Source organism: Oleiagrimonas citrea (assembly GCF_012395255.1).
In the GTDB taxonomy this organism is placed as follows: Bacteria; Pseudomonadota; Gammaproteobacteria; order Xanthomonadales; family Rhodanobacteraceae; genus Oleiagrimonas; species Oleiagrimonas citrea.
The window spans coordinates 1-18,676 of sequence record NZ_JAAZQD010000003.1; the positions used below are offsets into that span (position 1 = coordinate 1).

The 18,676-nt window shown below is 62.6% G+C and carries 31 protein-coding genes; 30 read left to right on the forward strand and 1 reads right to left on the reverse strand.

Annotation, left to right across the window (positions count from 1 at the left end; genetic code table 11):
* The 30 genes from HF690_RS07020 to HF690_RS07165 form a co-directional block, all read left to right on the forward strand.
* On the forward strand, positions 1-752 hold a 752-nt coding region (locus tag HF690_RS07020), incomplete at its 5' end, for an elongation factor Tu (RefSeq protein WP_168608978.1).
* A 113-nt stretch (positions 753-865) separates the two neighbouring features.
* Complete coding sequence (gene rpsJ, locus HF690_RS07025) at positions 866-1,177, forward strand: 30S ribosomal protein S10 (protein ID WP_043101825.1); 312 nt, start codon at positions 866-868, stop codon at positions 1,175-1,177.
* Positions 1,178-1,197: 20 nt separating this feature from the next.
* Positions 1,198-1,839 (forward strand): 50S ribosomal protein L3, encoded by a 642-nt coding sequence (rplC, locus tag HF690_RS07030; protein ID WP_113063513.1) that lies wholly within the window; start codon positions 1,198-1,200, stop codon positions 1,837-1,839.
* Positions 1,840-1,850: 11 nt separating this feature from the next.
* Entirely contained in the window at positions 1,851-2,453 is a 603-nt protein-coding gene (gene rplD, locus HF690_RS07035; RefSeq protein ID WP_113063512.1) for a 50S ribosomal protein L4, read from the forward strand.
* A complete protein-coding gene (gene rplW, locus HF690_RS07040) occupies positions 2,450-2,740 on the forward strand; it encodes a 50S ribosomal protein L23 (RefSeq protein WP_113063511.1) in 291 nt (96 codons plus the stop codon). Before rplD ends, rplW begins: the two co-directional genes overlap by 4 nt.
* A gap of 18 nt (positions 2,741-2,758) precedes the next feature.
* Positions 2,759-3,586, forward strand: a complete 828-nt coding sequence (rplB, locus tag HF690_RS07045; RefSeq protein ID WP_113063510.1) for a 50S ribosomal protein L2 — start codon at positions 2,759-2,761, stop codon at positions 3,584-3,586.
* 12 nt (positions 3,587-3,598) lie between these two features.
* Entirely contained in the window at positions 3,599-3,871 is a 273-nt protein-coding gene (gene rpsS, locus HF690_RS07050; RefSeq protein ID WP_043101808.1) for a 30S ribosomal protein S19, read from the forward strand.
* Between the two features lie 14 nt (positions 3,872-3,885).
* Positions 3,886-4,215, forward strand: a complete 330-nt coding sequence (gene rplV, locus HF690_RS07055; protein WP_113063982.1) for a 50S ribosomal protein L22 — start codon at positions 3,886-3,888, stop codon at positions 4,213-4,215.
* 16 nt (positions 4,216-4,231) lie between these two features.
* Complete coding sequence (gene rpsC / locus HF690_RS07060) at positions 4,232-4,945, forward strand: 30S ribosomal protein S3 (protein ID WP_113063509.1); 714 nt, start codon at positions 4,232-4,234, stop codon at positions 4,943-4,945.
* A 12-nt stretch (positions 4,946-4,957) separates the two neighbouring features.
* Positions 4,958-5,371: a 50S ribosomal protein L16 gene (gene rplP, locus HF690_RS07065; RefSeq protein WP_113063508.1), complete on the forward strand. Its 414-nt coding sequence runs from the start codon at positions 4,958-4,960 to the stop codon at positions 5,369-5,371.
* Positions 5,371-5,556: a 50S ribosomal protein L29 gene (rpmC, locus tag HF690_RS07070; RefSeq protein WP_113063981.1), complete on the forward strand. Its 186-nt coding sequence runs from the start codon at positions 5,371-5,373 to the stop codon at positions 5,554-5,556. Before rplP ends, rpmC begins: the two co-directional genes overlap by 1 nt.
* 11 nt (positions 5,557-5,567) lie before the next feature.
* Positions 5,568-5,828 (forward strand): 30S ribosomal protein S17, encoded by a 261-nt coding sequence (gene rpsQ / locus HF690_RS07075; RefSeq protein WP_113063507.1) that lies wholly within the window; start codon positions 5,568-5,570, stop codon positions 5,826-5,828.
* Positions 5,829-5,843: 15 nt separating this feature from the next.
* Complete coding sequence (gene rplN / locus HF690_RS07080; RefSeq protein ID WP_113063506.1) at positions 5,844-6,212, forward strand: 50S ribosomal protein L14; 369 nt, start codon at positions 5,844-5,846, stop codon at positions 6,210-6,212.
* Positions 6,213-6,227: 15 nt separating this feature from the next.
* Positions 6,228-6,545: a 50S ribosomal protein L24 gene (gene rplX / locus HF690_RS07085; protein WP_113063505.1), complete on the forward strand. Its 318-nt coding sequence runs from the start codon at positions 6,228-6,230 to the stop codon at positions 6,543-6,545.
* Positions 6,546-6,552: 7 nt separating this feature from the next.
* Complete coding sequence (gene rplE / locus HF690_RS07090) at positions 6,553-7,095, forward strand: 50S ribosomal protein L5 (RefSeq protein WP_206098359.1); 543 nt, start codon at positions 6,553-6,555, stop codon at positions 7,093-7,095.
* Between the two features lie 14 nt (positions 7,096-7,109).
* On the forward strand, positions 7,110-7,415 hold the full coding sequence (gene rpsN / locus HF690_RS07095; protein ID WP_113063503.1) for a 30S ribosomal protein S14: 306 nt from the start codon (positions 7,110-7,112) through the stop codon (positions 7,413-7,415).
* Between the two features lie 130 nt (positions 7,416-7,545).
* Complete coding sequence (gene rpsH, locus HF690_RS07100) at positions 7,546-7,944, forward strand: 30S ribosomal protein S8 (RefSeq protein ID WP_113063502.1); 399 nt, start codon at positions 7,546-7,548, stop codon at positions 7,942-7,944.
* 12 nt (positions 7,945-7,956) lie between these two features.
* Positions 7,957-8,484: a 50S ribosomal protein L6 gene (gene rplF, locus HF690_RS07105; protein ID WP_113063501.1), complete on the forward strand. Its 528-nt coding sequence runs from the start codon at positions 7,957-7,959 to the stop codon at positions 8,482-8,484.
* Between the two features lie 64 nt (positions 8,485-8,548).
* Positions 8,549-8,902, forward strand: a complete 354-nt coding sequence (gene rplR / locus HF690_RS07110) for a 50S ribosomal protein L18 (protein ID WP_113063500.1) — start codon at positions 8,549-8,551, stop codon at positions 8,900-8,902.
* 134 nt (positions 8,903-9,036) lie between these two features.
* A complete protein-coding gene (gene rpsE / locus HF690_RS07115; protein ID WP_113063499.1) occupies positions 9,037-9,546 on the forward strand; it encodes a 30S ribosomal protein S5 in 510 nt (169 codons plus the stop codon).
* Positions 9,539-9,727 (forward strand): 50S ribosomal protein L30, encoded by a 189-nt coding sequence (rpmD, locus tag HF690_RS07120; protein ID WP_113063498.1) that lies wholly within the window; start codon positions 9,539-9,541, stop codon positions 9,725-9,727. The genes rpsE and rpmD overlap by 8 nt, the downstream gene beginning before the upstream one ends.
* A 6-nt stretch (positions 9,728-9,733) precedes the next feature.
* Complete coding sequence (rplO, locus tag HF690_RS07125) at positions 9,734-10,165, forward strand: 50S ribosomal protein L15 (protein WP_113063497.1); 432 nt, start codon at positions 9,734-9,736, stop codon at positions 10,163-10,165.
* Between the two features lie 3 nt (positions 10,166-10,168).
* Positions 10,169-11,497, forward strand: a complete 1,329-nt coding sequence (gene secY, locus HF690_RS07130; RefSeq protein ID WP_113063496.1) for a preprotein translocase subunit SecY — start codon at positions 10,169-10,171, stop codon at positions 11,495-11,497.
* 129 nt (positions 11,498-11,626) lie between these two features.
* Entirely contained in the window at positions 11,627-11,983 is a 357-nt protein-coding gene (gene rpsM, locus HF690_RS07135) for a 30S ribosomal protein S13 (protein WP_113063495.1), read from the forward strand.
* A 14-nt stretch (positions 11,984-11,997) separates the two neighbouring features.
* Positions 11,998-12,384 (forward strand): 30S ribosomal protein S11, encoded by a 387-nt coding sequence (gene rpsK / locus HF690_RS07140; protein ID WP_113063494.1) that lies wholly within the window; start codon positions 11,998-12,000, stop codon positions 12,382-12,384.
* Positions 12,385-12,394: 10 nt separating this feature from the next.
* Positions 12,395-13,021 carry a 30S ribosomal protein S4 gene (gene rpsD / locus HF690_RS07145; protein ID WP_168608979.1) on the forward strand — a complete coding sequence of 209 codons (627 nt, stop codon included), beginning with the start codon at positions 12,395-12,397 and terminating at the stop codon, positions 13,019-13,021.
* A gap of 20 nt (positions 13,022-13,041) precedes the next feature.
* Positions 13,042-14,040 (forward strand): DNA-directed RNA polymerase subunit alpha, encoded by a 999-nt coding sequence (locus tag HF690_RS07150; protein WP_113063492.1) that lies wholly within the window; start codon positions 13,042-13,044, stop codon positions 14,038-14,040.
* Positions 14,041-14,339: 299 nt separating this feature from the next.
* The gene (rplQ, locus tag HF690_RS07155; RefSeq protein ID WP_113063491.1) at positions 14,340-14,717 is read left to right on the forward strand and encodes a 50S ribosomal protein L17; all 378 of its coding nucleotides are present in this window, start codon (positions 14,340-14,342) and stop codon (positions 14,715-14,717) included.
* 157 nt (positions 14,718-14,874) lie between these two features.
* Entirely contained in the window at positions 14,875-15,381 is a 507-nt protein-coding gene (locus HF690_RS07160; protein ID WP_168609310.1) for a disulfide bond formation protein B, read from the forward strand.
* Positions 15,382-15,475: 94 nt separating this feature from the next.
* Positions 15,476-16,861 (forward strand): class II 3-deoxy-7-phosphoheptulonate synthase, encoded by a 1,386-nt coding sequence (locus HF690_RS07165; protein WP_168609311.1) that lies wholly within the window; start codon positions 15,476-15,478, stop codon positions 16,859-16,861.
* 40 nt (positions 16,862-16,901) lie between these two features.
* Here the strand turns inward: HF690_RS07165 and HF690_RS07170 are convergent, their stop codons facing one another.
* Positions 16,902-18,674, reverse strand: a complete 1,773-nt coding sequence (locus HF690_RS07170) for an amidase (protein WP_168608980.1) — start codon at positions 18,672-18,674, stop codon at positions 16,902-16,904.
* Positions 18,675-18,676 lie beyond the last annotated feature (2 nt).

Consider the following 18,676-nt stretch of genomic DNA (forward strand, 5'->3'; position numbering starts at 1 on the left):
TGGAGCTGGTCGAGATGGAAGTGCGCGAGCTGCTTTCCAACTACGACTTCCCGGGCGACGACACGCCGATCATCACCGGTTCGGCGCTGAAGGCGCTGGAAGGCGACGAGAGCGAGATCGGTGTGCCGTCGATCGTGAAGCTGGTCGAGGCGCTGGACAGCTGGATTCCGGAGCCGGAGCGCGACATCGACAAGCCGTTCCTGATGCCGGTCGAGGACGTGTTCTCGATCTCGGGTCGCGGTACGGTGGTCACGGGTCGTGTCGAGCGCGGCATCATCAAGGTGGGTGAGGAAGTCGAGATCGTCGGCATCCGTCCGACCACCAAGACCACCGTCACCGGCGTGGAAATGTTCCGCAAGCTGCTGGATCAGGGTCAGGCGGGCGACAACGTGGGTCTGCTGCTGCGCGGTACGAAGCGTGACGAAGTCGAGCGCGGTCAGGTTCTGGCCAAGCCGGGTTCGATCACCCCGCACACGAAGTTCGAGGCCGAGGTGTACGTGCTGTCGAAGGACGAGGGTGGTCGTCACACGCCGTTCTTCAAGGGCTACCGCCCGCAGTTCTACTTCCGCACGACCGACGTGACGGGTGCCTGCGAGCTGCCGGAAGGCGTCGAGATGGTGATGCCGGGCGACAACGTGAAGATGAAGGTCGAGCTGATCGCGCCGATCGCGATGGACGAAGGCCTGCGCTTCGCGATCCGCGAAGGTGGCCGCACCGTCGGCGCCGGCGTCGTCGCCAAGATTTTCGAGTAATTGCAAGACCGCGGGACCGGAGCCTCGCGCTCCGGTCCCGAATCACGGCATCGGTGAGAAGCCGCTGTCATTCCAAGTTGTAGAAACGTTCTTTCGATAAACAGGACACGGTTATGGCGAACCAGAAGATTCGCATTCGGCTCAAGGCCTACGATCATCGTTTGATCGATCGTTCCGCCGGCGAGATTGTCGAGACGGCCAAGCGCACCGGCGCCACGGTTCTCGGCCCCATCCCGCTGCCGACCAAGATCGAGCGCTACACCATTCTTACGTCGCCGCACGTCGACAAGGATGCGCGCGATCAGTACGAGACCCGTACGCACAAGCGAGTGCTCGACATTGTCGACCCGAACGACAAGACCGTGGACGCGCTCATGAAGCTTGACCTCGCCGCTGGCGTGGACGTTCAGATCAAGCTCGGTTGAGCGATAGACAGGATACGAAGATGAGTATCGGACTGGTTGGCCGCAAATGCGGCATGAGCCGGATCTTCACCGAAGACGGCACGTCGATCCCGGTGACGCTGATCGAAGCGACGCCGAATCGCGTGACGCAGGTGAAGACCGAAGACAACGATGGCTACAGCGCCGTCCAGGTGACCGCGGGCGCCAAGCGCGCGTCCCTGCTGACGAAGCCGGCCAAGGGGCATTACGCCAAGGCCAAGGTCGAGCCGGGCCGTGGTCTGTGGGAATTCCGTGTCAGCGCCGAAGACGTTGCCAAGTACGAAGTGGGCAGCGAAATCAAGGTTGACGACATTTTCGAAGCCGGTCAGGTGGTCGACGTTGCGGGTGTGAGTAAGGGCAAGGGCTTTGCCGGCACCATCAAGCGTCACAACTTCCGTGGCCAGGACAACACGCACGGCAACTCGCTGTCGCATCGTGTCCCGGGTTCGATCGGTCAGAACCAGACGCCGGGTCGCGTGTTCCCGGGCAAGAAGATGTCCGGCCACATGGGTGCCGTGCGTCGTACTGCCCAGGGCCTGCAGGTGGTCAAGGTCGACGCCGAGCGTCACCTGATCGCGATCAAGGGTGCTGTCCCAGGTGCGACCGGCGGTGATGTCATCGTCCGCGCGACGGCGAAGGGTTGAGGAGAAACGGCATGGAACTGAATGTGACTGGCGCCAAGCCGATGAAGGTCTCCGAAGCCGTGTTCGGCGCGGAGTTCCGTGAACACCTGATTCATCAGGTTGTGGTGGCCTACCAGGCTGCCGGCCGTTCCGGCACCAAGGCGCAGAAGACGCGCTCGGAAGTCAGCGGCACGACCAAGAAGTCCAAGCGCCAGAAGGGCGGCGGTGCGCGCCACGGTGCGTTGACTGCGCCGATCTTCGTCGGCGGTGGCGTGACCTTCGCGGCGAAGCCGCGCAGCTTCGAGCAGAAGGTCAACCGCAAGATGTATCGCGGCGCGCTGCGCTCGATCGTGGCCGAGCTGAACCGCAAAGACCGCTTCAAGGTGGTCGAGGATTTCGGTCTCGATTCCGCCAAGACCAAGGCTATGGCTGCGAAGTTGGCCGAGCTGGAAGTCAGCGGTCGTGTACTGCTGGTGTCCGAGAATGCCAGTGAGGAACTGTATCTGGCGGCGCGCAACATCCCGTATGTGCACGTCGTCGACGTTGCCGCCCTGAATCCGGTCAGCCTTGTCGGTGCCGATTACGTGGTGGCGACGGTCGAGTCGGTGAAGAAGCTCGAGGAGTGGCTGGGATGAGCAACGAACGCATTCTCAATACGCTGCGTGGCCCGCACATCTCCGAGAAATCGGCGCTGCTCGGCGAGCACAACCAGTATGTTTTCGTGGTCGCGCCGGACGCGACCAAGGCTGACGTCAAGGCGGCTGTGGAAAACCTCTTCGACGTGACCGTCGAGCGGGTGAATATCGTCAACGGCAAGGCCAAGACCAAGTCGTTCCGCTTCCGCACCGGCAAGCGCCAGGGCAAGCGCAAGGCCTACGTCCGTCTCGCCGATGGCCAGACCATCGACGTGTCGGCGGCCTGATCCAGGAGTTGAATTTCGATGGCACTGATCAAACTCAAGCCAACCTCTGCAGGACGCCGTTCCACGGTGCGCGTGTCCACGCCGGGTCTGCACAAGGGCGCGCCGTACGCGGCGTTGACCGAGGCGCAGTCCCGCACCGGTGGCCGCAACCACCATGGTCGCATCACCACGCGTCATCGCGGCGGTGGTCACAAGCAGCTGTATCGCATCATCGACTTCAAGCGCAACAAGATCGGCATTGCCGCTCGCGTCGAGCGCCTGGAGTATGATCCGAACCGTACCGCGCACATCGCGCTGGTCTGCTACGCCGATGGTGAGCGCCGCTACATCATCGCGCCGAAGGGTCTGGAAGTGGGCGACCGCATCCTGGCCGGTAGCAACGCGCCGATCAAGCCGGGCAACAGCCTGCCGCTGCGTAACATCCCGGTCGGCACCACGGTGCACTGCATCGAGCTGAAGCCCGGCAAGGGCGCGCAGATCGCTCGCAGCGCTGGTGCCTCGGCACAGCTGGTCGCCCGCGAGTCGGCGTACGCCACCCTGCGCCTGCGTTCGGGCGAGATGCGTCGCGTCTCGATCGAGTGCAGCGCGACGATCGGCGAAGTCGGCAACAGCGAGCACAGCCTGCGCAAACTCGGCAAGGCCGGCGCAAAGCGCTGGAAGGGCATTCGCCCGACCGTCCGCGGTGTCGCGATGAACCCGGTCGACCATCCGCACGGCGGTGGTGAAGGCCGTACCTCCGGTGGCCGTCATCCGGTCAGCCCGTGGGGCACGCCGACCAAGGGTTACAAGACCCGTAACAACAAGCGCACGCAGCAGTTCATCGTGCGTCGCCGCAGCAAGAAGTAAAGGGAGACGATCATGCCGCGTTCTTTGAAGAAAGGTCCGTTCGTCGACCTGCACCTGCTGAAAAAGGTGGAGGTCGCCTCCGCCGCCAACAATCGGCGTCCGATCAAGACCTGGTCGCGTCGCTCCATGGTCCTGCCGGAAATGGTCGGCCTGACCATTGCCGTTCACAACGGTCGCCAGCATGTCCCGGTGCTCATCAACGAGAACATGGTCGGGCATAAGCTCGGCGAGTTCGCGGTGACGCGCACCTTTAAGGGCCATTCCGGCGACAAGAAGTCGAAATGACGATGGATAGCACGATGGAAGCCAAAGCGATCCTGCGCAGTGCGCGCATCTCGGCGCAGAAAGTGCGTCTGGTGGCCGACATGGTCCGCGGCATGCCCGTGGGCAAGGCCGAAGGCCTGCTCGAGTACACCAACAAGAAGGCTGCGCACCTGGTGCGCAAGGTGCTGCTGTCCGCCGTCGCCAACGCCGAAAACAATCTCGGTGCCGATGTCGACGAGCTGAAGGTGGCGCGCATCTTCGTGGATGAGGGCCCGACCATGAAGCGCATGCATGCACGCGCCAAGGGTCGTGGTTCGCGCATCCTGCGCCGTACCAGCCACATTACTGTCGTCGTCGGCGACTGATACGAGGACGAAAACGATGGGTCATAAAGTTCATCCCACCGGCATCCGCCTCGGCATTTCCAAGGACTGGAATTCCAAGTGGTATGCCAACAAGGGCCACTATGCCGAGTATCTGGCCGCCGACCTGAAGGTCCGCGATCTGCTGAAGACCAAGCTGAAGCAGGCCGGCATCTCGCGCATCCAGATCGAGCGTCCCGCCAACAACGCGCGCATCACCATTCACACGGCTCGTCCGGGTGTGGTGATCGGCAAGAAGGGCGAGGATATCGAGAAGCTGCGTCAGCAGGTGACCAAGGTGATGGGTGTTCCCACCCACATCAACGTCAGCGAAGTGCGCAAGCCGGAACTGGACGCGCAGCTGGTCGCCGAGTCGATCGCCAACCAGCTCGAGCGCCGCATCATGTTCCGCCGCGCCATGCGTCGCGCCGTCGGTAATGCCGTGCGCCTGGGCGCCTTGGGCATCAAGGTGCACGTCGCCGGCCGCCTGAACGGCGCCGAGATCGCGCGTTCCGAGTGGAGCCGCGAGGGCCGTGTGCCGCTGCATACCCTGCGTGCGGACATCGATTACGGTTTCGCCGAGGCGCACACCACCTACGGTGTGATCGGCATCAAGGTCTGGGTCTACAAGGGTGAGATCTTCGATCTGGAAGCCGCCGAGGAAGCGAAGGACGAAAAGCCGTCCGGTCGTCGCGAGGGCGGTGAAGGCCGCCGCGCTCGGGCTGCGAAGTAAGGAGTCACAGTCATGTTGCAACCCAAGCGAACCAAGTACCGCAAGGTGCACAAGGGCCGTAACCGCGGCCTGAGCAACAACTCGAACCTCGTCAGTTTCGGCGAGTTCGGTTTGAAGGCGACCACCCGCGGCCAGCTCACAGCGCGCCAGATCGAAGCGGCCCGCCGCTGCATCACGCGCTACGTCAAGCGTGGCGGCAAGCTCTGGATCCGCGTGTTCCCGGACAAGCCGATCACCAAGAAGCCCATCGAAGTGCGTATGGGTTCGGGTAAGGGCAACGTCGAGTTCTGGGTCGCCCCGATCCAGCCCGGTCGCATGCTCTATGAAATCGAGGGCGTCGACGAGCAGACCGCTCGTGAAGCCTTCCGTCTGGCGGCTGCCAAGCTTTCGGTGCAGACCCAGTTTGTGACCAGGGCGGTGATGTGATGGCTATCAACGACATTCGTGAAAAATCGGTGGAGGAGCTCAAGGAGCACCTGCTCGAGCTGCGCAAGGAGCAGTTGAACCTGCGCATGCAGCAGGGTTCCGGTCAGCTTTCCCAGCCGCATCAGCTGCGCCGTGTTCGGCGCGACATCGCCCGCACGAAATTCGTGCTGGGCGAGAAGAAGTAAGGACCGCCGACATGAGCGAGAATCAGAAAACAGCACGCAGCCTGCAGGGGCGCGTGATCAGCGACAAGATGGCCGATACGGTCACCGTCCTGATCGAGCGTCAGGTGCAGCATCCGGTCTTCGGCAAGATCATTCGCCGTTCCACCAAGCTGCACGTGCACGACGAATCCGGTGCGCGTGAGGGCGACGTGGTGCGCATCGAAGAGTGCCGGCCGCTTTCCAAGACCAAGCATCATCGCGTGGTCGAAATCGTTTCGCGTGCGGAACAGTAAGGCGAGGGTGCAGACATGATCCAGATGCAAAGCACGCTTTCCGCGGCTGACAACAGCGGTGCCCGTGAACTGATGTGCATCAAGGTGCTGGGCGGCTCCAAACGCCGTTATGCCCGCATCGGCGATGTCATCAAGGTGACCGTCAAGGACGCCATCCCGCGCGGCAAGGTGAAGAAGGGCGAGGTGTACAATGCCGTCGTCGTGCGTACCGCCAAGGGTGTGCGTCGTACCGATGGCTCGCTGATCCGTTTCGACGGCAACGCAGCGGTGCTCCTCAACAACAAGCTCGAGCCGATCGGCACCCGTATCTTCGGACCGGTTACCCGTGAGCTGCGCAGCGAACGATTCATGAAGATCGTTTCGCTGGCACCGGAAGTGCTCTGAGCGGAGGCCTAGACTATGAACCGTATTCAGAAGGGTGATCACGTCATCGTGACCACCGGCAAGAACAAGGGGCAGCGCGGCGATGTCCTGCGTATGGCGGGAGATCGGGTGTTCGTTTCGAACGTCAACCTGGTCAAGCGCCACACCAAGGGCAATCCGCAGGATCCCCAGGCTCCGAGTGGCATTATCGAGCGCGAAGCCTCGATCCACATCTCCAACGTGATGCTGTTCAACCCCGCCACCAACAAGGGTGAGCGCGTGGGTACCAAGACGCTCGAGGATGGGCGCAAGGTCCGCGTGTACCGCTCGAGTGGCGAGGTCGTGGACGTGTAAGGACGAAATCATGACGCGCCTTGAAAATTTCTACAAAGAGCAAGTAGTTCCGAAGCTGATCGAGCGTTTCGGCTACGACAACGTGATGCAGGTTCCGCGCATCACCAAGATCACGCTGAACATGGGCGTGGGTGAAGCCGTGGGCAACAAGAAGGTCCTCGAAAACGCCGTGGCCGACATGGCCAAGGTGTCCGGCCAGAAGCCGGTGACGACCAAGGCTCGCGTGTCCGTCGCCTCGTTCAAGATCCGTGACGGCTGGCCGATCGGTTGCAAGGTGACCCTGCGCCGCGCCCGCATGTACGAGTTCCTCGACCGCCTGGTGAACGTTTCGCTGCCGCGCGTCCGCGATTTTCGCGGCGTCAACGGCCGTTCGTTCGATGGTCGCGGCAACTACAACATGGGCCTGAAGGAGCAGATCATCTTCCCCGAGATCGACTACGATCAGATCGACGCGATCCGGGGCATGGATATCTCCATCACCACGACCGCCAATACCGACGAGGAAGCCAAGGCACTGCTCGAAGCCTTCAGTTTCCCGTTCCGTAACTGACCTTAGGTACAGACATGGCCAAGACCTCCATGGTTGAGCGCGACGTCAAGCGCGCCAAGCTCGTCGCGAAGTACGCCGAGAAGCGTGCGGCGCTGAAGAAGATCGTGCTGAATCCGGAATCCTCCTACGAGGAGAAGATGGAAGCGCAGGCGAAGCTGCAGAAGCTGCCGCGTGATTCCAGCCCGGTTCGCCAGCGCAACCGCTGCGCCCTGACCGGTCGCCCGCGTGGCGTCTACCGCAAGTTCGGCCTGGGCCGCAACAAGCTGCGCGAGGCCACCATGAGTGGCAACGTGCCCGGCCTGCGCAAGGCCAGCTGGTAAACATCGCTCGCCATAGCGGTTCAAGTACTGCTATACTCGCGGGTCTGCCCGGCACGGTCTTCCGTGTCCGGGCATTACAATCGAAGATTTCCGGTCAACGGATATCGGTGCACCCTCAAAGGTTTGACTTATGAGCATGACTGATCCCATTGCCGACATGTTCACGCGGATCCGCAACGCCCAGGCTATGGGCAAGGCGACCGTGAGCATGCCGGCTTCCAAGCTGAAGGCGGCCATCGCCGACTTGCTGAAGAACGAGGGCTACATCCTCGGCAGCAAGGTGGAGCAGGGCGATTCCAACAAGCCCGTTCTCGAAGTCCAGCTGAAGTATTTCGAAGGCCGTCCGGCCATCGAGCGTATCCAGCGCATCAGCCGTTCGGGTCTGCGCGTGTATCGCGGCAAGGACGAACTGCCGCAGATCATCGGCGGCCTGGGCATTTCCATCATCTCGACCTCCGCCGGTCTGTTGACCGATGCACAGGCCCGTACCAAGGGTCTGGGCGGCGAAGTGCTCGGCTTGGTGGCATAAGGGAGGATCGACATGTCTCGTATTGCCAATGCGCCGATCACCCTGCCGAAGGGCGTGGAATTCAAGTCCGATGATAGCGGCGTCACCGTCAAGGGTCCGAAAGGCACCCTGTCGCTGCACGCACTGCCGGGCGTCATCATCAACAACGAGGACGGCACCCTGCGTTTCTCGATCGCCGATGGCGGTGAGGTCAAGTTCGCGGGTACGGCCCGCGCCCTGGTCGCCAACATGGTCAAGGGTGTTACCGACGGATTCGAGCGCAAGCTGGAGCTCGTTGGCGTCGGTTACCGTGCCTCGATGCAGGGCAAGAGCCTGAACCTCAGCGTCGGTTATTCCCATCCGGTGGTCTTCGAGGCTCCCGAGGGCATCACCATCGAGACCCCGACCCAGACCGAAGTGCTGGTGAAGGGTGCCGATAAGCAGCGCGTGGGTCAGGTGGCCGCCAAGATTCGTTCGGTGCGCCCGCCGGAGCCGTACAAGGGCAAGGGCGTCCGCTATGCGGGCGAGCGTATCAGTCTGAAGGAAGCCAAGAAGGCGTAATGCCGCTGCGGGCCGTTCGGTCCGAGCGTTGTAAAGCCGATCCGTTTCCAGGAGTAGCAAGATCGTGGATAAGAATTCCGCCCGTCTGCGCCGTGCCAAGTCCACGCGCGCACACATCCGCAAGCTGGCCGTGCCGCGCCTGACGGTGCATCGCTCGGGCAAGCATCTGTACGCCCAGGTCATCGATGCGACTGGCGGCAAGGTCGTGGCGGCTGCCTCGACCCTGCAGAAGTCGATCAACGAGGGCCTGGAAGGCACGAAGAACCTGACTGCCGCGGCCGCGGTGGGCAAGGCTGTTGCCGAACGTTCCATCGCCGCTGGTGTCGACAGTGTGGCGTTCGACCGTTCGGGCCTGAAGTATCACGGTCGCATCAAGGCGATTGCCGATGCGGCGCGTGAGGCCGGTCTGAAGTTCTGATGTTTCACGGCACGTGGTTTCGGTCCGGCTGGCCACGTGCAGTGTTCGACCATAACAAGAACGACAACAACTCCAAGCGGCTGCGGCCGTAATCTACAAGTCCCGAAATCGTTTCGGGCACGACAGGAAAAGACATGTCTTCGAGTGATCGTGACAATTCGGACGGCCTGCTCGAGAAGCTGATCGCCGTCAATCGTGTGGCCAAGACCGTGAAGGGTGGCCGCCAGATGAGCTTCACCGCACTGACCGTGGTCGGTGACGGCGAAGGTCGCGTGGGTTTCGGCTATGGCAAGGCGCGTGAAGTGCCGCTGGCCATTTCCAAGGCCATGGATCGTGCCCGCCGCAACATGGTGAAGATCGATCTCAACAACGGCACCCTGTGGTATGCCATCAAGGCCAACCACGGCGCGGCGCGTGTGTACATGCAGCCTGCCGCCGAGGGTACCGGTGTCATCGCCGGCGGCGCCATGCGCGCTGTGCTGGAAGTGGTCGGTGTGCGCAACGTGCTGGCCAAGGCCGTCGGTTCGCGCAACCCGATCAATCTGGTTCGCGCCACGATCAACGGCCTGAAAGCGGTTGCTTCGCCGGCGCAGGTCGCGGCCAAGCGCGGCAAGACTGTGGAAGAGGTGCTGGGCAATGGCTAAGAGCAATGCAACCGTTCGCGTGCGCCTGGTGAAGGGCCTGCGCGGAGTGCAGCAGCGTCATCGTCTGAGCGTGAAGGCCCTGGGCCTGAACAAGCTCAATGACGTGCGCGAACTGAAGGATAGCCCGCAGGTGCGCGGCCTGATCAACAAGGTCTACTACCTGGTCCGGGTCGAGGAGTAAGCGATCATGCGTCTGAATACGATCAAGCCGTCCAAGGGCTCGCGCCCGGCCCGCACCCGAGTGGGGCGTGGCATCGGTTCCGGCCTGGGCAAGACCGGTGGCCGCGGCCACAAGGGTCAGCACGCCCGTTCCGGTGGTTATCACAAGGTGGGCTTCGAGGGCGGTCAGATGCCGCTGCAGCGTCGCCTGCCGAAGGTGGGTTTCCGCTCGCTGAAGAAGGCCGATACCGAGCAGGTATTCCTGTATCAGCTGGCCAGCGTGAAGTCCGACACCATCGACTTCGCCACGCTGCGTGAAGCGGGTCTGGTCAGCAATCGCGCCAAGAAGGTCAAGATTGTGCTGCAGGGCAGCATCGATCGCGCGGTCAAGCTGTCCGGCGTTCTGGCCACGGCCGGCGCCAAGGCTGCCATCGAGGCAGCCGGCGGAAGCGTGGAGTAAGGCGTGGCCGGTGCGCAGGGCAACAGCATGCTGGGTTCGCTCGGTCGCCTGACCGAGCTGCGTCAGCGCATCTTCTTCGTGATCGGTGCGCTGGTGGTCTTTCGTCTGGGGTCGTTCATCCCCGTGCCGGGTGTGAACCCGGAAGCGATGAGCAGCTTCCTGAATCAGCAGGGTGGCCTGTTGGGCATGTTCAACATGTTCTCGGGCGGTGCGCTGGGCCGTTTCTCGGTCTTCGCGCTGGGCGTGATGCCTTACATCTCTGCATCCATCGTGGTGCAGATGATGGGGTCGGTTCTGCCGAGCCTGCAGCAGCTGAAGAAGGAAGGCGAGGCAGGACAGCGCAAGCTGACGATGTACACGCGCATCGGCACCGTCGGTCTGGCTGCATTCCAGGCGTTCGGCATCGCCGTCGCTCTGCAGAAGCAGGTGGGCGCTGGCGGTATCCCGGTGGTCTACATTCCGGGACCCGGCTTCGTGTTGTCGGCCGTGATCGGTCTGACCGCGGGCGCCATGTTCCTGATGTGGCTCGGCGAGCAGATGACGGAGCGCGGTGTGGGCAACGGCATCTCGCTGCTGATCTTCGCCGGTATCGTCGCGGGTCTGCCTGCCGCGGTCATGCATACGCTGACCATGGCGAACAACGGTGAACTCTCGATTCTGCGCGTGTTCATGGTCATCGCGGTGGTGCTGGGCGTGACGGCGTTCGTGGTGTTCATGGAGAAGGCGCAGCGGCGCATCACCGTGAACTATGCACGACGTGGCGGTGGTCGTCAGGGTTACCAGAACCAGACCTCGCATCTGCCGCTGAAGATCAACATGTCGGGCGTGATCCCGCCGATCTTCGCGTCGAGTCTGATCATGTTCCCGGCCACGGCTGCCGCCTGGATGGGAACCAGCAACAAGTCGCACTGGCTGACCTCGCTGACCACTGCGTTGTCGCCCGGCGAGCCGCTGCACGATGTGCTGTATGCCGCGCTGATCCTGATCTTCGCGTTCTTCTACACCGCGATCGTGTTCAACTCGCAGGAAACGGCCGACAATCTGAAACGTTCGGGTGCCTTGATTCCGGGTATCCGCCCGGGCCGCAACACCGCCAACTACATCGACGGTGTGATGACGCGACTGACCACGGTTGGTGCGATCTATCTGGTGCTGGTCTGTCTGGTGCCGACGTTTCTGCAGAATGCATGGCATGTCCCGTTCTACTTTGGCGGTACGTCCCTGCTGATCGTGGTGGTCGTGGTGATGGACTTCACGGCTCAGATCCAGGCCCATCTGGTCAGCCACCAGTACGAAAATCTGCTCAAGAAAGCCAATCTCCGTCGCAACTGAGACTGAGCTATTGGCACGGGGAGAAAGCCGGGTTGCCGCGTGCGGTACCCGTAGGGCTTTCTGTTTGATGAAATAAAGGTTAGAATTGCGCGTTTACCGCGCACGTTACGTAATCGGAGAGAACAGCTCATGGCGCGCATTGCGGGTGTCAACCTGCCGGTCCACAAGCATGTCTGGATCGGTCTGCAGAGCATTTATGGTATCGGGCGTACCCGGTCCATGAAGGTCTGTGCCGAAGCCGGCGTGGAACCCACCACGCCGATCAAGTCGCTCAGCGAAGGCGAGATCGAAAAGCTTCGCGCCGAAGTCGGCAAGTACATCATCGAAGGCGATCTGCGCCGTGAGATCGGCATGTCGATCAAGCGACTGATGGATCTGGGCTGCTACCGCGGTCTGCGCCATCGTCGTGGTCTGCCTGTCCGTGGTCAACGCACCAAAACGAATGCGCGTACCCGCAAGGGCCCGCGTCGTCCGATCAGGAAGTAAACGGATTCCAAGTTATGGCAAAGCCGGTTAAGAGCAAGAAGAAGGTCAAACGCGTCGTTACCGACGCGATCGCCCATGTGCAGGCGTCCTTCAACAACACCATCGTCACCATCACCGACCGTCAGGGCAATGCGTTGTCCTGGGCGACCGCCGGTGGTGCCGGTTTCCGTGGTTCGCGCAAGTCCACGCCGTTCGCCGCGCAGGTCGCTGCCGAGCGCGCCGGTCGTGCCGCGCAGGACTACGGTGTGAAGACGGTGGAAGTGCGCATCAAGGGCCCGGGTCCGGGTCGCGAGTCCGCCGTGCGTTCGCTGAACGCGCTGGGCTACAAGGTTCTGAACATCACCGACGTCACGCCGATTCCGCACAACGGCTGCCGTCCCCCGAAGAAGCGTCGCGTCTAAGGAGCACATCATGGCCCGATATCGTGGAGCCACCTGCAAACTGGCGCGCCGTGAAGGTGCTGACCTGGGTCTGAAGAGCCCGGCCCGCGCGCTCGATTCCAAGTGCAAGCTGGAGAACAAGCCCGGCCAGCACGGTGCCAATCGCCGCATGCGCCAGTCGGACTACGCCGGCCAGCTGCGCGAGAAGCAGAAGGTCAAGCGCATCTACGGCGTGTTGGAACGTCAGTTCCGCAACTACTACGCCAAGGCGTCCTCGCTGAAGGGCAACACCGGCGAGAACCTGCTGCGTCTGCTGGAAAGCCGTCTCGACAACGTCGTCTACCGCATGGGTTTCGCGGTGACACGTTCGCAGGCTCGTCAGCTGGTCGCGCACAAGGGCGTCATGGTCAACGGCAAGAAGGTCAACATTCCTTCTTTCCAGGTTCGCGAAGGCGACGAGATCTCCCTGACCGAGCGCGCTCAGAAGCAGCTGCGCGTGCAGGAAGCCTCGACGCTGGCCGACAGCATGGACCTGCGTCCGATGTGGGTCGACGTGGACACCAAGAAGTTCGCCGGTGTGTTCAAGTCGGTGCCGGATCGCGGTGATCTGCCGTCCGACATCAACGAAAGCCTCATCATCGAGCTTTACTCGAAGTAAACCAATTACCGGAGCCGTACATGGCAGTTTCGTCTACAAGCGTGCTGCGGCCGCGCGGCCTCAGTGTCGAGCAGCTCGGCGCCAACCACTCCAAGGTGGTGGTTGAGCCGCTCGAGCGTGGCTTTGGCCACACTCTGGGCAATGCCCTGCGTCGCGTGCTGCTCTCCTCCATCCCGGGCTCGGCAATCATCGAGGTCGAGATCGATGACGTCCTGCACGAGTACACCACGCTCGAAGGTCTGCAGGAAGACGTGATCGAAGTCCTGCTGAACCTGAAGGACGTCGCCATTCGCCAGCACAGCGGCGATGAAGTCGTCCTGACCCTGTCCAAGAAGGGCAAGGGCGTGGTCACTGCTGGCGACATCACCGTCGATCACACCGTGGAAATCGTCAATCCGGATCACGTGATCTGCCACCTGACCAAGGACATCGCGCTGAACATGCGCCTGAAGGTCCGCAAGGGTCTGGGTTACCAGCCGGTCAGTGCACGTCAGAATCCGGACGATGAGGCCCAGCCGATCGGCCGCTTGCAGCTGGATGCGTCCTTCGCGCCGGTGCGCCGTGTGGCCTACGAGGTCGACGCCGCCCGCGTGGAACAGCGTACCAACCTGGACAAGCTGATCCTGGACATCGAGACCAACGGCACCATCGACGCCGAGGAAGCGGTGCGCAAGGCGGCTGAGATCCTCAACGACCAGCTGTCGATCTTCGGCGACTTCTCGCAGCGCGAGAGTGACGAAGGCGAGGCCGAGCAGGCCGGGTTCGATCCGCTGCTGCTGCGTCCGATCGACGATCTGGAGCTGACCGTGCGTTCGGCCAACTGCCTGAAGGCCGAGAGCATCTACTACATCGGCGATCTGGTGCAGAAGACCGAGGTCGAGTTGCTCAAGACCCCGAACCTGGGCAAGAAGTCCCTGACCGAGATCAAGGATGTGCTGGGTGCGCGTGGTCTGGCCCTGGGCATGAAGCTGGAAAACTGGCCGCCGCCGGGCCTCGTGCACGGCATGCAGCTGGGCTAAAAGTTGCTTCTTCCAAGGTTACGGAAGATTGTGATCTTGGCAGTGTTTATTCGTGCAATCGTCCCTGATTGCCGCAGTAGGACCAAGTCGGCCAGAGCGTGTAGTGCGCTCTGGCTGATGCATCAGAAGCGGCCATCCATGGCCGCACTTCTCGAAAGCGTCGTGCTTTTCGAGAATTTTGCGGTCTGCGGACCGTGTTTCTCTAAGGCCCCGATCTAATAGGGCTCATAGCGGGCAACCGCGGGTGTCGGACATAAGAGCCGGTCTCCCATAACGACAAACCAAAAGAGAATGCCATCATGCGTCACATGAAATCCGGTCGTAAGTTCAATCGGACCAGCAGCCACCGTCAGGCGATGTTCCGCAACATGTCAGCATCGCTGATCAAGCACGAGCTGATCCGTACCACCCTGCCCAAGGCCAAGGAACTGCGCCGCGTTGCCGAGCCGCTGATCACCCTGGCCAAGAATGACGGCGTCGCCAATCGTCGTCTCGCCTTCTCGCGCCTGCGCGACAAGGAAGCCGTGGGCAAGCTGTTCACGGATCTGGGCCCGCGCTACCGCGAGCGTCCGGGCGGTTACCTGCGTATCCTGAAGTGTGGCAACCGCGACGGCGACAATGCTCCGATGGCCTACGTCGAGCTGGTCGATCGTCCGGAAGCACCGGAAGCCGAATAAGCGACCGCATCACGAACGCCGGAAATGAGACGCCCCGGGAGCTTCAGCTTCCGGGGCGTCTTTTTTTTGGGACATTGCACTCTCGAGCGTTGGCATGCAGCTGACAAGCGGGCGGGGAATCGGTACCTTTGCCGTTCCATCGTTCAAGTCATTCGCCATGAATCCATTGCGCTGGTCTTTCCGCACGCTCTATCTCTTCGGCTTTCTCGTCTGCGCCGGCTTGATCGCCTTCGCGCTTTATGCGCAATACGTGATGCTGATGGATCCATGTCCGCTGTGCATTCTGCAGCGTGTGGCCTTCATTGCGCTGGGTGTGGTGTTTCTGATTGGTGGCCTGCATGCCCCCAAGGCTCGTGGCAGATGGTTCTATGCGCTGCTTGCTGTCGTGGCGGCCGGGGTCGGGGTGGCGATCGCTTCGCGTCATCTGTGGATTCAGTCGCTTCCGCCGGGCGCCGTGCCCAGCTGCGGAGCGCCGCTCGGCTATCTTCTGGATACTCGCGATGCGCATGGCGGGCTGCTCGGGGTGCTGAAGATGGTGCTGAGCGGGTCGGGCGAATGCGCCAAGGTCGAGACGATCCTCGGGCTGTCGATGCCCTGGTGGTCGTTGATCTGGTTTGTGCTGCTGGGACTCGGCGGTCTGTTCGCCGTACGCAGCCGCCGCTGAAAGCTTCCGCACGAATTTCGCTCATGCCCGCGCGGCATTTCCCTCAATGGGGGATAATGTCTACTCTGCATCCATGAACCATCGTGCCCGCGCCATGAACGTCAGCGACCGTAATCTGCAAGCCATCCGTGAACCCGAGAACTGGGCGGTGGACTCCTGGCAGTCGCGTGAGGCCATTCAGCAGCCGCATTACGAGGACCAGGCGGCGTTGGGTGGTGTGCTGGCCCAGTTGAACGAGCGCCCGCCGCTGGTCACGTCATGGGAAGTGCTGGCGCTCAAGCGCCTGGTAGCCGAGGCGCAGGAAGGTCGACGTTTCGTGCTGCAGGGCGGCGATTGCGCCGAGAGCTTCGCGGACTGCAACAACCGGGTTATCACCAATCGTCTGAAGGTCCTGCTGCAGATGAGTCTGGTGCTGGTCCACGGCCTGCGTCTGCCGGTGCTGCGCGTGGGCCGCTTCGCGGGGCAGTACGCCAAGCCGCGATCGACCGACACCGAGACCCGGGATGGCGTGACGCTGCCCAGCTATCGGGGCGACATCATCAATGCCCCCGCATTCGAGGCCGATGCGCGCCGCGCAGATCCGCAACGACTGCTGCGTGCGCATTCGCATTCGGCGATGACGATGAATTTCGTGCGTGCGCTGATCGACGGCGGTTTCGCGGACCTTCATCATCCCGAATATTGGGATCTGGCCTGGGTCGATCATTCTCCGCTGGCCAGCGAATACCGTCAGATGGTCGACGGCATCAGCGACTCGCTGCGATTCATGGAGACGCTGGCCGGCGAGGCGCTGGAGAGTTTCTCGCGCGTGGATTTCTTCACGTCCCACGAGGCGCTTCTTCTGCACTATGAGCAAGCGCAGACACGGCGCGTACCGCGTCAATGGGGTTGGTTCAACCTCGGTACGCATTTCCCTTGGATCGGCATGCGCACGGCGGCGCTGGATGGCGCGCACGTCGAATACTTCCGCGGCATTCGCAACCCGGTCGCGGTGAAGGTCGGGCCGACCATGCAACGCGATCATCTGCTGCGTCTACTCGAGGTGCTCAACCCCGAGGACGAGCCGGGCCGCCTGACGCTGATCCATCGCATGGGGGCGGGCAAGATCGCCGAGCAACTGCCTCCGCTGCTGGACGCCGTGAAGGCAAGCGGACGACGCGTGCTGTGGATCTGCGATCCGATGCACGGCAACACCGAGAGCACGTCCAACGGCTACAAGACGCGCCGTTTCGCCAATGTCGCCAGTGAGCTGGAGCAGGCCTTCGACGCGCACGCTGCGGCGGGGACGCGTCTGGGTGGCGTGCATCTGGAGCTGACCGGCGAGGATGTCACCGAGTGCATCGGCGGAGCGCGAGGCCTGGCCGAGGCGGACCTTTCGCGCGCGTACAAGTCGAACGTGGACCCGCGCCTGAACTACGAGCAGTCGCTGGAACTGGCGATGCTGATCGTTCGCAAGTCAGGCGGCCGCATCAGCGTCTAGATCCGTCGCGCGTATCGATGACGCGAATTCGGTCATCGCTTCATGATTGAGTCGGGATTGGTGCATCACTCGTGCTCGAAGACGAAGCCGGTGTCGTCGTGTTGTCGGCGGGTGCAGGATTTCCGGGAGCTGAAGCATCGCTGGGCGAGTTCGCGGAGGCTGCCTGAGCTGGTGCGGGGTTCGTTGCATGTTCCACCGAAGGGGGCGGATCGGGCGTTTCCTCCAGCACCGAGGGGAAGAAGTGCGGTCGACGCCGTGCATGGGTGTGCTGCTCGAAGCCGTAGGCGATGCCGATCAGCGTCGGTTCACTCCATTTTCCGGCAAAGAACACCACGCCGATCGGCAGGCCGTGCACGAAGCCGGCCGGGACCGTGATGGACGGATAGCCAGCGACGGCCGCCGCGCCATACCCTGCGCCCGTGACGTGATCGCCATTGACCAGATCGGTAACCCAGGCGGGTCCCTGCGCCGGCGCCACCAAGGCATCCAGGTGCTCGGCCTTGAGCGCTGCGTCGATGCCTTCCGGGCCTGCCAGTTCGCGGGCCCTGTTGCGTGCCTGGATGTAAGCCTTGTCGGTCAATGGTCCCATGGCTTCGGCCTTCAGGAACAGTTCCTGACCAAACCAGGGCATCTCGGTGTCTGCATGTGCCTTGTTGTAGGCGATGAGGTCGGCCAGCGAGTGCACCTTCAGGCGTGGCCGTGTCGCGAGGTAGGCATTGAGATCATGCTTGAACTCATACAGCAGCACGGTCATCTCGTCCTTGCCGAGATCATTCACATGCGGCAGCTTGACCGGGTCGATGACGGTGGCTCCGGCCGCACGCATCGCTGCCACGGCCTGGTCCAGCACGCGGTCGGTGGCGGGGTCGTAGCCGGCCAGTTCACGCACGACGCCGATGCGCTTGCCGCGTAGTCCGTTCGGATCCAGGAAACGGGTGTAGTCGGCGGCATGCAGGTCGGCTTCGCGCGTGGCCGGGTCCTGCGGGTCGCTGCCGGCCATGGCGGTCAGCAGGCGGGCCGCGTCTCCCACTGTGCGTGCCATCGGACCGGCGGTGTCCTGGCTGTGACTGATGGGAATGATGCCCGTGCGGCTGACCAGGCCCACGGTCGGTTTGATGCCGACGATGCCGTTGGCGGCGGAAGGGCAGATCACCGAGCCGTCGGTTTCGGTGCCGATGGCGACGGTGACGAAGCCGGCCGCGACGGCCGCGCCGGACCCGGAACTCGAGCCGCAAGCGCTGCGAGTGAGCACGTACGGATTGCGCGTCAGTCCGCCGCGACCGCTCCAGCCGCTGCTGGAGTGCGTAGAGCGAAAATTGGCCCATTCACTGAGGTTGGTCTTGCCCAGTAGCACCATGCCCGCCGCGCGCAGTTTCAGCGCGACGGTGGCGTCGCGCGGCGCGGGTGGGCCGGCCAGTGCCAGTGAGCCGGCGGTGGTCTGCATGCGGTCGCCGGTGTCGATATTGTCCTTCAGCAGGACCGGTATGCCGAGCAGCGGTGCATGCGAGTCCGGTGCGGCGGCGCGTTGATCGTCGCGCTGGCGGGCGATTTCCAGCGCATCGGGGTTGATCTCCAGCACCGCGTTCACATTGGGGCCGGACTGATCCTTGGCTGCGATGCGCATGATGAAATTGCGCGCCAAGGTTTCCGCACTGAGCTGCCCCTGGTGCATGCGCTGCTGAAGCACTGGAATCGAAGCGTAGATATTCGGCACGGGCGTTGCTACGGGCGCTGAGGCCGGCGTTTGTGCAGGACTTGCGTCGGCGGCCAGTGCAGAAAGTGCAAGGAATCCCGATACGATCCAGATTTTCATGC

What these genes read in the sequence shown, in the direction of transcription:
- rpsJ (WP_043101825.1), top strand. Translation starts at nt 866, where the DNA reads ATGGCGAACCAGAAGATTCGCATTCGGCTCAAGGCCTACGATCATCGT.
- rplC (WP_113063513.1), top strand. Translation starts at nt 1,198, where the DNA reads ATGAGTATCGGACTGGTTGGCCGCAAATGCGGCATGAGCCGGATCTTC.
- rplD (WP_113063512.1), top strand. Translation starts at nt 1,851, where the DNA reads ATGGAACTGAATGTGACTGGCGCCAAGCCGATGAAGGTCTCCGAAGCC.
- rplW (WP_113063511.1), top strand. Translation starts at nt 2,450, where the DNA reads ATGAGCAACGAACGCATTCTCAATACGCTGCGTGGCCCGCACATCTCC.
- rplB (WP_113063510.1), top strand. Translation starts at nt 2,759, where the DNA reads ATGGCACTGATCAAACTCAAGCCAACCTCTGCAGGACGCCGTTCCACG.
- rpsS (WP_043101808.1), top strand. Translation starts at nt 3,599, where the DNA reads ATGCCGCGTTCTTTGAAGAAAGGTCCGTTCGTCGACCTGCACCTGCTG.
- rplV (WP_113063982.1), top strand. Translation starts at nt 3,886, where the DNA reads ATGGAAGCCAAAGCGATCCTGCGCAGTGCGCGCATCTCGGCGCAGAAA.
- rpsC (WP_113063509.1), top strand. Translation starts at nt 4,232, where the DNA reads ATGGGTCATAAAGTTCATCCCACCGGCATCCGCCTCGGCATTTCCAAG.
- rplP (WP_113063508.1), top strand. Translation starts at nt 4,958, where the DNA reads ATGTTGCAACCCAAGCGAACCAAGTACCGCAAGGTGCACAAGGGCCGT.
- rpmC (WP_113063981.1), top strand. Translation starts at nt 5,371, where the DNA reads ATGGCTATCAACGACATTCGTGAAAAATCGGTGGAGGAGCTCAAGGAG.
- rpsQ (WP_113063507.1), top strand. Translation starts at nt 5,568, where the DNA reads ATGAGCGAGAATCAGAAAACAGCACGCAGCCTGCAGGGGCGCGTGATC.
- rplN (WP_113063506.1), top strand. Translation starts at nt 5,844, where the DNA reads ATGATCCAGATGCAAAGCACGCTTTCCGCGGCTGACAACAGCGGTGCC.
- rplX (WP_113063505.1), top strand. Translation starts at nt 6,228, where the DNA reads ATGAACCGTATTCAGAAGGGTGATCACGTCATCGTGACCACCGGCAAG.
- rpsN (WP_113063503.1), top strand. Translation starts at nt 7,110, where the DNA reads ATGGCCAAGACCTCCATGGTTGAGCGCGACGTCAAGCGCGCCAAGCTC.
- rpsH (WP_113063502.1), top strand. Translation starts at nt 7,546, where the DNA reads ATGAGCATGACTGATCCCATTGCCGACATGTTCACGCGGATCCGCAAC.
- rplF (WP_113063501.1), top strand. Translation starts at nt 7,957, where the DNA reads ATGTCTCGTATTGCCAATGCGCCGATCACCCTGCCGAAGGGCGTGGAA.
- rpsE (WP_113063499.1), top strand. Translation starts at nt 9,037, where the DNA reads ATGTCTTCGAGTGATCGTGACAATTCGGACGGCCTGCTCGAGAAGCTG.
- rpmD (WP_113063498.1), top strand. Translation starts at nt 9,539, where the DNA reads ATGGCTAAGAGCAATGCAACCGTTCGCGTGCGCCTGGTGAAGGGCCTG.
- rplO (WP_113063497.1), top strand. Translation starts at nt 9,734, where the DNA reads ATGCGTCTGAATACGATCAAGCCGTCCAAGGGCTCGCGCCCGGCCCGC.
- rpsM (WP_113063495.1), top strand. Translation starts at nt 11,627, where the DNA reads ATGGCGCGCATTGCGGGTGTCAACCTGCCGGTCCACAAGCATGTCTGG.
- rpsK (WP_113063494.1), top strand. Translation starts at nt 11,998, where the DNA reads ATGGCAAAGCCGGTTAAGAGCAAGAAGAAGGTCAAACGCGTCGTTACC.
- rpsD (WP_168608979.1), top strand. Translation starts at nt 12,395, where the DNA reads ATGGCCCGATATCGTGGAGCCACCTGCAAACTGGCGCGCCGTGAAGGT.
- HF690_RS07150 (WP_113063492.1), top strand. Translation starts at nt 13,042, where the DNA reads ATGGCAGTTTCGTCTACAAGCGTGCTGCGGCCGCGCGGCCTCAGTGTC.
- rplQ (WP_113063491.1), top strand. Translation starts at nt 14,340, where the DNA reads ATGCGTCACATGAAATCCGGTCGTAAGTTCAATCGGACCAGCAGCCAC.
- HF690_RS07160 (WP_168609310.1), top strand. Translation starts at nt 14,875, where the DNA reads ATGAATCCATTGCGCTGGTCTTTCCGCACGCTCTATCTCTTCGGCTTT.
- HF690_RS07165 (WP_168609311.1), top strand. Translation starts at nt 15,476, where the DNA reads ATGAACGTCAGCGACCGTAATCTGCAAGCCATCCGTGAACCCGAGAAC.
- HF690_RS07170 (WP_168608980.1), bottom strand. Translation starts at nt 18,674, where the DNA reads ATGAAAATCTGGATCGTATCGGGATTCCTTGCACTTTCTGCACTGGCC.